This is a genomic window from Variovorax beijingensis, from assembly GCF_007828835.1.
Taxonomy (GTDB): Bacteria; Pseudomonadota; Gammaproteobacteria; order Burkholderiales; family Burkholderiaceae_C; genus Variovorax; species Variovorax beijingensis_A.
The window spans coordinates 582,572-595,163 of sequence record NZ_VIVL01000001.1 but is presented as its reverse complement, the minus strand read 5'-3'; the positions used below and the strand labels follow the sequence as shown (position 1 = coordinate 595,163).

The 12,592-nt window shown below is 71.3% G+C and carries 12 protein-coding genes; 5 read left to right on the top strand and 7 right to left on the bottom strand.

The annotated features are described in order from the left end of the window. Positions 1–57: 57 nt before the first annotated feature. Positions 58–765: an aquaporin Z gene (gene aqpZ, locus FB547_RS02855; RefSeq protein ID WP_145739472.1), complete on the top strand. Its 708-nt coding sequence runs from the start codon at positions 58–60 to the stop codon at positions 763–765. Here aqpZ and FB547_RS02850 read toward each other — a convergent pair whose 3' ends face one another. The 5 genes from FB547_RS02850 to FB547_RS02830 all read right to left on the bottom strand — a co-directional run bounded on the left by FB547_RS02850 (position 766) and on the right by FB547_RS02830 (position 5,395). Continuing rightward, positions 766–1,104, bottom strand: a complete 339-nt coding sequence (locus tag FB547_RS02850; protein WP_145739470.1) for a hypothetical protein — start codon at positions 1,102–1,104, stop codon at positions 766–768. It lies immediately after the preceding gene. Between the two features lie 111 nt (positions 1,105–1,215). Beyond that, positions 1,216–2,640: a sensor histidine kinase gene (locus FB547_RS02845; protein WP_145739469.1), complete on the bottom strand. Its 1,425-nt coding sequence runs from the start codon at positions 2,638–2,640 to the stop codon at positions 1,216–1,218. A gap of 61 nt (positions 2,641–2,701) precedes the next feature. Then, entirely contained in the window at positions 2,702–3,358 is a 657-nt protein-coding gene (locus FB547_RS02840) for a response regulator transcription factor (RefSeq protein WP_145739467.1), read from the bottom strand. 86 nt (positions 3,359–3,444) lie between these two features. Then, positions 3,445–4,563: a winged helix DNA-binding domain-containing protein gene (locus tag FB547_RS02835; protein ID WP_145739466.1), complete on the bottom strand. Its 1,119-nt coding sequence runs from the start codon at positions 4,561–4,563 to the stop codon at positions 3,445–3,447. 10 nt (positions 4,564–4,573) lie between these two features. After that, entirely contained in the window at positions 4,574–5,395 is an 822-nt protein-coding gene (locus FB547_RS02830) for a pseudouridine synthase (protein WP_145739465.1), read from the bottom strand. Positions 5,396–5,538: 143 nt separating this feature from the next. Here FB547_RS02830 and FB547_RS02825 point away from each other — a divergent pair, with 143 nt between their 5' ends. The 4 genes from FB547_RS02825 (at position 5,539) to FB547_RS02810 (ending at position 8,972) form a co-directional block, all read left to right on the top strand. Continuing rightward, a complete protein-coding gene (locus FB547_RS02825; RefSeq protein WP_186454100.1) occupies positions 5,539–6,678 on the top strand; it encodes an MGDG synthase family glycosyltransferase in 1,140 nt (379 codons plus the stop codon). Further along, entirely contained in the window at positions 6,675–7,166 is a 492-nt protein-coding gene (locus tag FB547_RS02820) for a hypothetical protein (RefSeq protein ID WP_145739461.1), read from the top strand. The genes FB547_RS02825 and FB547_RS02820 overlap by 4 nt, the downstream gene beginning before the upstream one ends. Further along, positions 7,163–7,741: a dual specificity protein phosphatase family protein gene (locus tag FB547_RS02815; protein WP_145739460.1), complete on the top strand. Its 579-nt coding sequence runs from the start codon at positions 7,163–7,165 to the stop codon at positions 7,739–7,741. The genes FB547_RS02820 and FB547_RS02815 overlap by 4 nt, the downstream gene beginning before the upstream one ends. Before the next feature lie 100 nt (positions 7,742–7,841). After that, positions 7,842–8,972: a zinc-binding dehydrogenase gene (locus FB547_RS02810; RefSeq protein ID WP_145739458.1), complete on the top strand. Its 1,131-nt coding sequence runs from the start codon at positions 7,842–7,844 to the stop codon at positions 8,970–8,972. A gap of 147 nt (positions 8,973–9,119) precedes the next feature. Here the strand turns inward: FB547_RS02810 and kdpE are convergent, their stop codons facing one another. Beyond that, complete coding sequence (gene kdpE, locus FB547_RS02805) at positions 9,120–9,812, bottom strand: two-component system response regulator KdpE (RefSeq protein ID WP_145739456.1); 693 nt, start codon at positions 9,810–9,812, stop codon at positions 9,120–9,122. Between the two features lie 4 nt (positions 9,813–9,816). After that, entirely contained in the window at positions 9,817–12,573 is a 2,757-nt protein-coding gene (locus tag FB547_RS02800) for a DUF4118 domain-containing protein (RefSeq protein WP_145739454.1), read from the bottom strand. Positions 12,574–12,592: the final 19 nt, after the last annotated feature.

The following is a 12,592-nucleotide window of genomic DNA, read 5'->3' as shown; positions in this document are numbered from 1 at the left end:
GCCCGCGCGCGGCCCCCGGCCACGCAATTTTTTTCAACTTCTGGAGGGATGGAGCAGATGGAACATAGCACCTACAAAAAGTGGTCGGCCGAGTTCATTGGTACTTTCTGGCTCACGCTGGGCGGCTGCGGAAGCGCGGTCCTGGCGGCGGCCTTTCCGAACAACCTGGGCATCGGCTTCCTGGGCGTCGCGCTGGCGTTCGGCCTGACGGTGGTGACCGGCGCCTATGCGCTCGGTCCCATCTCGGGCGGCCACTTCAATCCGGCGGTGTCGATCGGCCTCGCGGCCGCGGGGCGCTTCAAGGCCTCGCAGCTCGCGGGCTACATCGTCTCGCAGGTGCTGGGTGCGATTGCCGCGGCCGGCGTGCTCTACCTGATTGCCACCGGCAAGCCCGGCGCCGACATCGGCGGCTTCGCCACCAATGGCTTCGGCGAACACTCGCCCGGCAAGTACGGCATGACGGCCGCGCTGGTGTGCGAGGTGGTGATGACCGCGGTGTTCCTGATCGTGATCCTCGGCGCCACCGCCAAGCGCGCGGCCGGCGGCTTCGCGGGCCTGGCCATCGGCCTGTGCCTCACGCTGATCCACCTGATCTCCATTCCGGTCACCAACACCTCGGTGAATCCCGCGCGCAGCACGGGCCCGGCGCTGTTCGGCCCGTCGTACGCGGTGTCGGAGCTATGGCTGTTCTGGGTGGCGCCCATCGCGGGCGCGATCATCGGCGCGCTGATCTACCGCGCGCTGCTCGGCAACAGCGACGACTGATCAACTGCCGCTGGCCGACTGCACGAGCGGCAGCGCGGTCGACTGCCCGATCGACTCGGTGCCCGTCGCATGCGAGGCCGCATAGGCGCCGGCCTGCACGTCGGACACCGGCGTCGTCGAGTTCATGGCCGGCGCGCTGGTCGACTGGCCGATGGACTCGGTGCCGTCGGGACGCGCGGCGGCCATCGCGCCGGCCTGCACGTCGGGGTTCTCGGGCGAATTCATCTGCAGCGGGTGGTAGTCGGAGCCGTCGGTGGTCTCGGCCGACGCATTCACGGCACCGAGCGCCGCGAACGCGGCGAAGGAGCCAAGGGCAAGAAGCTTGAAGGAAGTGCGCATGGTGTGTGCTCCTGAGGGTTTGTCTCCGGCCGCGTGCCATCGCGCGAACTGCGCGTGGCAGGGCCTGGATGCACTCTAGGCAGCCCGGCTGAGCGCGCCGTGAGCAGGAAATTAGCCGGGCGTGAGCGGCGCCGTTGCCGCAGTCGCCGCCGGCGGCAGGTGCACCCGGGCCAGCAGCCCCGGCCCGCCGCCACCTTCTGCCTCATCGCGGTTGCGCAGCTCGATGCGCAGGCCATGCCGCTCGGCGGCCGTGCGCGCAATCGCCAGCCCGAGCCCGCTGCCGCCGGCCGGAGCGCCCGGCACGCGAAAGAAGCGGTCGAACACGCGGCCGATCGACGAGGCCGGAATGCCCGGCCCGTTGTCGAGCACGTCGACCACCGCATGGCCGTCGACCTCGTGCAGCCGCACGTCGACCACTCCGCCTTCGGGCGCATAGCGCAGCGCGTTGTCGATCAGGTTGTCGAACACGCTGCGCAGCTCGGCGGCCGGCGCCTGCACCACGGGCGCGATCGATCCCTCGAAACCGATGTCCACGCGCCGCGCGTCGGCCAGCACCATCAGCTGGCTCACGCTCTCGCGCAGCAGGGTCTCGATGTCGACCGCTTCGCGCGAGGGCGCGAGCGGGCGTCCCGGCGCGTCCTGCCGCGAGAGGCTCAGCAGCTGCTCGATCAGGTGCTGCGCGCGCGTGACGCCGGCCTCGAGCTGGTTGAAGCGCTCGGTGGCTTCGCCCGCGGGCACGTGCGCGCGCAGGTTCTCGATCTGCAGGCCGATCGCGGCCATCGGCGTGCGCAGCTCGTGGGCCGCGTCCTGCACGAAGCGGCGCTGCGTGGCGAAGGCGCTGCGCATGCGCGACAGCAGGTGGTTGAAGGCCTGGACCAGCGGCGCGATCTCGTCCGGCACGCGCGCCAGCGACAGCTCGGTGGGGCTGCGCTCGTCCTGCGAGGCCACGTCGCGCGCCACCGCGCGCAGCGAGCGCGAAGCCGCCGACACGATGAGCCAGAGGATCAGCAAGGCCAGCGGCAGCAGCAGCGCGATGGGCAGGCCTTCGAGCAGCGCGCGGCGCAGCGCCCGGCGCCGGCGGTAGTCCTCGTTCTGCAGCACCTGCACGCGCGGCTGGTCGGCGCGCGGCCCGGCCTCGGCCGTGAACACGCGCCAGCGCGACGGCGTGGGCGCATCGGCGCGCGCATCGCTGAAACCCGGCCGCGGCTGCAGCGGCACCACGGCCAGCGGCGGCCAGGAGCTTGCGCGCAGCGTGCGGCCATCGGCGCTCCAGAGCTGCACCACGAAGGCGCCGCGCACCAGGGCGGCGTTGCCGTCGAGCGGACGCGGCGTGCGCGGCGGATCGCTGCCTGCATAGGAATCGGCGACCAGCCGCATCTGCTCGTCGAGCGCGTTGTGCACCAGGTCGCCATAGGCCACGAAGGTGAACCACGCCGTCAGCGCCGCCGCCACCAGGTGCAGCGTGACGAGCCAGAACAGCAGTTGGGTGCGCAGCGAGCGCGGGCGCCACCAGCGGCCGCCGCGCACAGAGGTCATTGGCAAACCTCCGTGCTTCGCACTGCGGTGCGAGCCCCCTTCGGAGCGGCCGGGCGGGGGCTCATGCCGCAACGCGCCAGCCGAGCCCGCGCACGTTGCGGATCGAATCGGCACCGAGCTTGCGGCGCATGCCGTGGATCAGCACGTCGATGGCGTTGCTGGTCACTTCCTCGCCCCAGCCGTAGATGCGGTTCTCGAGCTGCTCGCGCGAGAGGATGGCGCCGGGCCGCTCGAGCAAGGCGTGCAGCAGCGCGAACTCGCGCGCGGTGAGCGCCTCGCGCGCCCCATCGACCAGCACCTCGCGCGTGGTGAGGTCCAGCTGCATCGTGCTGCCGCCGATCAGCGAATGCGCGGCGCCGTCGCGCCGGCGCACCACGGCCCGCATGCGCGCGAGCAGTTCGCGGAATTCGAAGGGCTTCCGCAGGTAGTCGTCGGCGCCCAGGTCGAGGCTGTGGATGCGGTCGTCCAGGCCGTCGCGCGCGGTGAGCACCAGCACCGGCGTGGCATCGCCGCGTTCGCGCGCGCGGCGCAGCACCTCGGTGCCGTCCTGCCGCGGCAGGCCCAGGTCGAGCAGCACGCAGGTGTAGCCGCCGTCGCCGAGCGCGCTCTGCGCCAGTTCGCCGTCGCGCACCCAGTCGGCCGACCAGCCCGCGCCCTCGAGCGCCTGCTTCAGGCTGCGCCCGATCATCTCGTCGTCTTCCACCAGCAGCACACGCATTGCGGCGACTCCTTGGGCGCCAAGGTAGCACGCGATCGGGATGACCGGTAGTGCCCTGCGCCGCGGCGCAGCGTAGAGGCGAAGTCTTAGGCGGGGCTTAGCACGCGAACCTCGTGCCGCTCGCCCTCGCCATCCGCTGCAAAGGCCAGCAGGCGCATGGCCTCTTCCTGCACGCCGAGCCGCTCGGCCTTCGGCCAGCGGGTGAAGGGCTCCAGCACCACCGCGGCCGTGTTGTTCTTCGCGCGCTCGATCTTCCAGACGCCCGCGACGAAGCCGTCGAGCAGCACCGTGCCACGCACGATGCCGTTGGCAGTGAACACGCGGGCGCGGTGCGCCTCGCTCATCACGCGGCTGCGGTCGGCATGCGAGAGCAGCAGGTTGTCCCATTCGGCGACGAGGCGCGGCGGCGCGGGCGTGTCAGGCCCGGGGCGCGGCGCGCGCGGCAGGTCGAACAATTCCTGGCCCTGCTCGCCGATGAAGCTGCGCAGCTGCGGCTGCAGGCGCTCGGCCACGGCCTTCCAGCCCGCGAGGCCCGACCATGCGCCGGCATCGGCGAGCGTGGCGGGGCCGAAGGCCGCGAGGTAGCGCAGCAGCAGCTCGTCCTGCGTGGCCGGTGCGGCATCGGCGGCGGATTCGCCGAGCCACTGCGCGATGGGCTGCAGCCGTGCGCTCTGGTGCGAGTCCCAGCTGCCCGCGGGCGGCAGGTGCACCAGCGGCACGCTGTTGCGGATGAGTGCGGCGAGCGAAGCGGGCTCGCGGTCTTTCCAGCGCGCCGCAAGAGCCTGGCCGAGTTCGGAGCTGGTGAGCGGGCCTTCGCGCAGCAGCGCGAGGCCCGCCTGCACCACCACCGCACGGTCGATGCCTTCGAGCGCCCGCGCGTGGCTGCTGCCCTTCAATCCGCGCTGGTGCACGGACTCGAGCAGCGGCCGCCAGGCCAGTGCGTCCTTTGCGGCCATCAGGTGCAGGGTCGCGCGCATCGTCGACATGCGCACGACGCGTCGCTGCTTGAGGGCTTCGGTCAACTGCTCGCGGCGAAAGCCTTCGAGCCGGCTCCACAGGCCGATGTAGGGCGGGTTCGGCGCCTGCGCCTGCAGCCCCGCGAGCTTTTCGATGGCCTGCGCGGGCGTCGCCTTGCGCCGCTCCAGCAGCATCTGCCGCGCCAGCGTGGCCCGGTTCAGCGCGCGCTGGCTCAGCACCACGGCCATCGGCAACGGCTCAGAACTTCTCGTGCGGAGCGAGGTAGCGCCACTGACCGACGGGCAGGTTGCCGAGCATCACGCGGCCGATGCGCACGCGCTTCAGGCCCACCACCTTCAGGCCGACCAGTTCGCACATGCGGCGGATCTGGCGCTTCTTGCCCTCGGTGAGCACGAAGCGCAATTGCTCGGGGTTCTGCCATTCGACCCGTGCCGGCTTGAGCGGCTGGCCGTCGAGGCTCAGGCCGTGGCGCAGCCTGGCGAGCATTGCGGGCGGGAAGACCGCCTGCACATTGGTCGTGACGGGATCGTCGTCGTCCATGCGCACCAGCTGCCCGGTGGGCGCGGGCTGGCCCAGGCCGTGGTAGGCCACGCGCACCAGGTACTCCTTCTCCATCACCGAGTCTTCGCCGATCAGCTGGCGCGCGATGCGCCCGTCCTGCGTCATCACCAGCAGGCCGATGGAATCGATGTCGAGCCGCCCGCACGGCGCGAGGCCGCGCAGCTGCTGCGGGCTGAAGAAGAAGCGCGCGTTGTCCTCGGCCCAGCGGTTCTGCGGCGTGAAGAGGGTCACCGCGGGCTCATGGCCGTCCTCGGCCTGGCCGCTCACATAGCCGATGGGCTTGTTGATGAGGATGGTGACCTGGTTCGCCTGCTGGCCCTTGGCGGCCTTGTCGACCTCGATGCGGTCGGACGGCGTGACCTTCACGCCCATTTCGGCCGGCTTGCCGTTGACGCGCACCCAGCCGTTGGCGATCCACTCATCGGCCTCGCGGCGCGAGCAGAGGCCGAGCTCGGCCATGCGTTTGTTGAGGCGGATCGGGGCGGGGGCGTCGGTCATGCGGGGCGCGGTCGGTTGGGGGCGGGTCACGCCCGGTGAAGCGGTGCGCAGCCGCATTTTCGCCGATGGGCGGCCGCCCGCGGGATGTGTCGCAATGCATGGGGATAATGCGCGCCAATGGCCCGCCGACGGCCCGGACCCGCATGACCAAAATCCTGATCCTCAGTGTGAGCGCCGGCAACGGCCACGTGCGCGCAGCGCAAGCCCTCGAAGCCGCCGTGCAGTCGGCCCCGCCGCACACGGCGGTCCATATCGATGCCATGGCCCATGTGGCCGGCGGCTTCCGCAAGGTGTACACCGACTGGTACATCCAGCTCGTGAACCGCGCGCCCGAGCTGTGGTCCTACCTGCACCAGCGCACCGACGCCACGCCGCACCACGCGCCTTCGCAGCGGCTGCGCCGCGGCATCGAGCGGCTGAGCACCGGCGCCCTGCTGCGCGAGATCCGCCGCGAGAAGCCCGACGCCGTGATCTGCACCCACTTCCTGCCGGCCGAGCTGCTGATGCGCGAGCGCAACCGCGGCCGCATCGACTACCCGGTGTGGCTGCAGATCACCGACTACGACCTGCACAACATGTGGCTGGTGCCGGGCATGGCAGGCTACCTGGCCGCCACGGAGGAAGTGGCCTTCAGGCTGCAAGCGCGCGGCATTCCCGCGGAGCGCATCCACGTGACCGGCATCCCGGTGATGCCGGCCTTCTCCGAGCCCGACGCGCCGGCGCTCGCGCGCAATGCCTGCGCCGCGGCGCTCGGCCTCGATCCCGCACGGCCGGTGCTGCTGATGGCTTCGGGCGGCGCCGGCGTCGGCGACCTGGCGAGCATGGTCGAGCGCGTGCTTTCGCTCGGCGGCGACAGCGGCTTGCAGGTGATTGCCGTGGCCGGCCGCAACACCGAGGCGCACGGCAGGCTGCAGGCCCTGGCCGCGCGCCATCCGGGGCGCGTGGTCGCCATCGGCTTCACCCACGAGATGCACAGGCTCATGGCGGCGGCCGACCTGGTCGTGACCAAGCCCGGCGGGCTCACGGTGTCGGAATGCCTGGCGCTCGGCAAGCCGATGCTGCTGATCTCGCCGATTCCGGGCCAGGAAGAGCACAACGCCGGCTTCCTGATGGAAGAAGGCGCGGGCTGGCTGGCCTACGACGCCATCGGCCTCGACTACAAGGTGGCACGCCTGATGGCCGACCCCGCCAAGCTCGCGGACATGGCCGAATGCAGCCGCGCGCTCGGCAAGCCGCGCGCGGCGGCCGCGGTGCTGCGCCACGTGCTGGGCGAAGCCGCATGACGGGCGCCGTGGAGAAGACGGGCGTGGCCCGCACGCTCGGCTACCTGGCATGGGTGGTGGTGATGGCCTTCTTCTTCGCCAATGCCGAGATCCAGATCGAAGGCGGCGCCGGCTGGGCCACCTCGCTGCCCACCTGGCGCATCGAGAACAGCATCTGGCTCGACATCTTCTGGGGCGGGCGCGCGATGACGGGCTACCACGCCTGGGTCTTCACCTTCATGGTGCTGGTGTTCCTGGCGCCGCTGGCCTTCAACGGACGCTGGACGTGGCGCGATTTCGGGCTGGCCGTGGCCGGCCTGATCGTGTTCTGGGTCTGCGAGGACTTCCTCTGGTTCCTCATCAACCCGGCCTTCGGCTGGGCGCGCTTCAATGCGGTGGATGCCTTCTGGCACAAGCACTGGATCTGGGGCGCGCCGGTCGACTACTGGGGCGGCCTGGCGGTGGCCCTGCTGATTTTGGTGACGCGGCACTGGCGGCGCGCGAAATGAGCGCAAGGAAATACAAGCGCAGGAACGGCAGCGGCGCCGCCGCGGCGCACGCCGCGCCGCGCCCCGGGCACTGGGCCGATCCGCTCGACGCGCTCGGCGTCGAGAACCTGCACCGCATCACGCCCACGCTGTACCGCAGCGCGCAGCCGCGCATCGCCAACGTGGCGGCGCTGAAGGCGCTGGGCATCGGCACCATCGTGAGCCTGCGCTCCTTCAACGACGATCGGAAGGTGTTCGCGGGCAGCGGCATCCGCCTGGTGCGCGTGCCGATCAACACCTGGTCGATCGACGACGCCAAGGTGCTGCGCGCGCTGGTGGCCATTCGCGAGGCCGAGAAGCAGGGGCCGGTGCTGATCCACTGCATGCACGGCGCCGACCGCACCGGCGTGGTCGCGGCGGCCTACCGCATGGCGGTGCAGGGCTGGGACAAGGAGAGCGCGCGCCAGGAGATGTTCCGCGGCGGCTACGGCTACCACACGCTGTGGCGCAACATTCCGCGCTACATCGATCGCTTCGATGCAGAGAAGATGGGCCATGCGCTGGCCCACGCACCGACGGTTCCCGCGGTGTCTTGAAGGCGTCTGCAGCTTTCGCACGCCGCTCCTATACTGGCCGCCCCGTGGCCCTGGGCCACCTTCGAACCTGCCTCTTTCACGAGGCTCAAGGGGCTCATCCATGGCACTGCAACTGCGCTCCCTCATCCGTGCGAACGGCGAACTCGAACTCTCGCTGCACGACGAGCCGATTCCCGAACCCCAGGCGCACGAGGTCGTGATCCGCGTCGAGGCCTCGCCGATGAATCCGTCGGACCTGGGCCTGCTGTTCGGCGCGGCCGACATGGGCACTGCCAAGGTCTCCGGCACGCCCGAGCGGCCGATCGTCACGGCCACCGTGCCCGAGCGCGCCATGCCGGCCATGGCCGGGCGGCTGGACCAGTCGATGCCGGTCGGCAACGAAGGCGCCGGCGTAGTGGTGAAGGCCGGTTCGTCGCCCGCGGCGCAGGCGCTGCTGGGCAAGACGGTGGCCGCGATCGGCGGCGCGATGTATTCGCAGTACCGGGCCGTGGCGGCGGCCCAGTGCCTGGAACTGCCCGCGGGCACCGCGCCGGCCGAAGGCGCATCATGCTTCGTGAACCCGCTCACTTCGCTCGGCATGGTCGAGACGATGCGGCGCGAAGGCCACAAGGCGCTGGTGCACACGGCCGCCGCATCCAACCTGGGCCAGATGCTCAACAAGATCTGCCAGAAAGACGGCATTGCGCTGGTCAACATCGTGCGCAAGCCCGAGCAGGAAGCACTGCTGCGCGGCATCGGCGCGAAGTACGTGTGCAGCACGAGCTCGCCCACCTTCCTCGACGACCTGACGCAGGCCCTGGTCGAGACCGGCGCCACGCTGGCCTTCGATGCCACGGGCGGCGGCAAGCTCGCGGGCCAGATCCTCGGCTGCATGGAAGCGGCGCTGAACCGCACCGCCAAGGAATACAGCCGCTACGGCTCGACCACGCACAAGCAGGTCTACATCTACGGCGGCCTCGACCGCTCGCCGACGGAGTTCGTGCGCAACTTCGGCATGGCGTGGGGCATGGGCGGGTGGCTGCTGTTTCCGTTCCTGCAGAAGCTCGGGGACGAAGGCGCGCAGCGGCTGAAGGCGCGCGTGGTGGCGGAGTTGAAGACCACGTTTGCGAGCCACTACACGCGGGAGGTTTCGTTGCTCGAGGCCTTGCAGCTCGATGCGATCGGGGTGTATGGGAAGCAGGCGACGGGGGAGAAATTTCTGCTCAATCCGAACAAGGGCGTGGCGGCTTGAATGCCGCTGCCCTCACCCCTGCCCTCTCCCGGAGGGAGAGGGAGCAATAGCCCGACACCATCTCGCCGCTCCGTCTTGTCCCCTCTCCCTCCGGGAGAGGGCTAGGGTGAGGGCTCTGTGCCCCCGACAAAGCGCGGCGCCCGCCAGCTAAACCACCAACCGATACCCCACGGCCGTTTCGGTCAGCAGATGCCGCGGCTGCGCCGGATCCGCTTCCAGCTTCTGCCGCAAATGCCCCATGTAGATGCGCAGATAGTGGCTCTGGTCGGTATGCGACGGGCCCCACACCTCGCGCAGCAGCTGGCGCTGCGTGAGCACGCGGCCGGCGTTGGCGACCAGCACTGACAGCAATCGGTACTCGGTCGGCGTCAGGTGCACCTCGGCACCAGCGCGCCGCACGATGCGCGCGGCGCGGTCCAGTTCGACCTCGCCGAAACGGAACACCGCTTCTGCCGTTTCGTCGCCGCCCGCCGCGCGCGGCCGGCGCAGGTTGGCGCGCACGCGCGCGAGCAGCTCGCCGGTGCCGAAGGGCTTGGTCAGGTAGTCGTCGGCGCCGGCATCGAGCGCGGCGATCTTGTCGGCCTCGTCGCTGCGCGCGGACAGCACGATGATCGGCACGGCCGACCAGCCCCGCACATCGCGGATCAGGGAGACGCCATCGCCGTCAGGCAGGCCGAGGTCGAGCACCAGCAGGTCGGGCTGGCGCGTGCCGGCCGCTGCGAGCCCGTCGCGCAGCGTGCCGGCCTCGTGCACCAGCCAGCCTTCGGCCTCGAGCGCACCGCGCACGAAGCGCCGGATCTGCGGCTCGTCCTCGATCACGATGGCGGTGGGCGATGGCATGGATTCAGAATTGTGCTTCGGCTGTTTCCGGTGGTTCCCGGCGCGGCAGGGTGACCGTGAATTCTGCACCGCCGCCCTGCGCATTGGCCGCGGCAATCTCGCCGCCGTGCGCGCTCACCACGGCGCGGCAGATCGCCAGCCCCAGGCCCACGCCCGGCGTGGCCGACTCGGTTTCGCCGCGCGTGAACTTGTCGAACAGCTTCTGCTCGCGGCCCAGGAGCGCGGCGGGCAGGCCCGGGCCGTGGTCGCGCACCGTGAGCCTCAGCGTGCCGGGCTCGGCCCGCGCGCCGACCACGATGGGCGGCGCGCCGTACTTGGTGGCGTTCTCGATCAGGTTGACCAGCACGCGCTCGATCAGCACGGCATCGAATTCGACCAGCGCAAGCCCGGGCTCGAGCGCGGTCTGCACCACGGTATGGCCGAGCGCGGTGCGCGCCGCGCGGATGGCCGAGCCGACCACCTCCTCCACCGACTGCCAGTCGCGCCGCAGGTTCACCGCGCCGCCCGCAATGCCGCTTTCGAGCCGCGCCATGTCCAGCAGGTTGTTGACCAGCGCATGAAGCTCGTGGGCCTGCGCGACGATGGCGCGCGCCGCCTCGGCATGCGCCTCGGGCGGCAGCGTCTGCAATGATTCGGCCAGCGCGATCAATGCGGTGAGCGGCGTGCGCACGTCGTGCGAAATGGCGCCGAGCAGCGCGTTGCGCAGGCGCTCCGATTCCATCTCGACCACCGCCTGCTGCGCCACCTCCACATAGTGCACGCGCTCCAGCGCAATCGCGATCTGCCGGGCCAGCGTGTCGAGCTGCTGCGCCTGCTCCGGGATCAGCAGCCAGCGCGGCTGCGCCGGCGAGAGCGCGAGCACGCCGCGCACGCGCATCGGGGCCTGCAGCGGCACGTAGTGCCAGGGCTGGGCCGCCAGCGTGGCGGTGGCCAGGCCCGCAGGCTGGCCGTGGCGGAAGGCCCAGTCGGCCACCTGCGCATCGAAGCCCTCAGGCGGGCTCTTGGGCAGCACGAGCTGGTCGGCCGCATCGGTGACCAGCACCAGCGCCTGGCCGCCGAAGTGCCCCTGCACCGCGGCGGCGCCCAGCGCCACCACCTGCGTGCTTTCCAGTGCGGCCGAGAGTTCGCGCGTGAGTTCGAACAGCGAGCGCGCGCGCCGCTCGCGGCTGGTCGACACGCCGGCCGCAAAGCGCAGCCCCGCCATCAGCTGGCCCACGAGCAGGCCCACGCCGAGCATGACCGCGAAGGTCAGCACGTACTGCACGTCGCTCACCGCGAACGACAGGCGCGGCGGCACGAAGAAATAATCGAACGCCGCCACGTTGAGCAAGGCCGCAAGCGCCGAGGGCCCGCGGCCGAAGCGCATGGCCACGCCGACCACGCCCAGCATGAACAGCATCACGATGTTGGACAGCTCCAGCACGCGGGCCAGCGGCGTGCAGACCAGCGTGAGCACGACGCTCGCGGCCGTGGCCCAGGCATAGCCCGGCCAATGGACAGGCGCCTTCTCGTGGTCGTCGTCATCGGCGCGCGTGGCGGCGATGGGCGCGCGCGCCAGGCGGCGCGAGCTGTCGGCGCGGCCGACTTCCATGATGTCGAGCGCGGGCGCGCGCCGTGCCAGCGCGCGCGAAAGCGGCATTGGCGTGGCGGGCCACCAGCGGCGCCAGCCGCCGGGCCGCTCCGGGCGCCCCAGCACCAGCGTGGCGCAATTGAGCCGCCGCGCCTCTTCGGCCAGCTGCTCGGCCACGTCGGAGCCGGTGAGCACCGCGGTGGCCGCACCCAGTTCCTCGGCGAGCTTGAGCACCGCGAGGATGCGGTCGCGCTCCTCGGCGGCGAGCCGCTGCAGCCGCGGCGTCTCGACATATGCGGCGTGCCAGCGCACATTGAGCTGCCCCGCAAGCCGCGCCGCAGTGCGCACCGTCTGCGCGTCGCCCTCGTGCGGCCCGACGCACGCGAGGATCGCGCCCGAGGTGTTCCAGGCCTGCAGCGCGCCGCCCTGCCCGTCCTTTCCGTTGCGGCCGGCCGCGCCCGACTGCTCGACGCGCCAGCCGCGCACGTCGTCTTCCACATGCTCGGCGGTACGGCGCAGCGCAATTTCGCGCAACGCGATCAGGTTGCCCTTGCGGAAGAAGTTCTGCGCGGCACGCTCGGCCTGCTGGGGCAGGTAGACCTTGCCGGCGGCGAGCCGCGCCGCGAGTTCGTCGGGTGTGACGTCCACCAGCACCACCTCGTCGGCTTCGTCGAGCACGGTGTCGGGCACGGTCTCGTGCACCCGCACGCCGGTGATGGCGCCGACCGTGCCGTTGAGGCTTTCGAGATGCTGCACGTTGAGCGCCGACCAGACCTCGATGCCCGCGGCCAGGAGCTCCTGCACGTCCTGCCAGCGCTTGGCATGGCGGGAGCCGGGCGCATTGGTGTGGGCCAGCTCGTCGACCAGCAGCACGGCGGGCTTGCGCGCGAGGGCGGCATCGAGATCGAATTCGGCGAGCCTGCGGCCGCGGTGGTCCACCTCCCGCAGCGGCAGCAGCTCGAGCCCCGCGAGCAGCGCCGCGGTTTCGCTGCGGCCATGGGTCTCGGCCACGCCGACCAGCACGTCGCGCCCCGCGGCACGCTCGCGCTGCGCGGCGCTCAGCATGGCCCAGGTCTTGCCGACGCCCGCGCTCGCGCCGAAGTAGATGCGCAGCTTGCCGCGCAGTGCGCGCGCCTCGTCGCTGCGCAGTTGCGCAAGCAGGGCATCGGGATCGGGGCGGGTGTCGGGCATGGTGCTGGCGGTGGCTGCG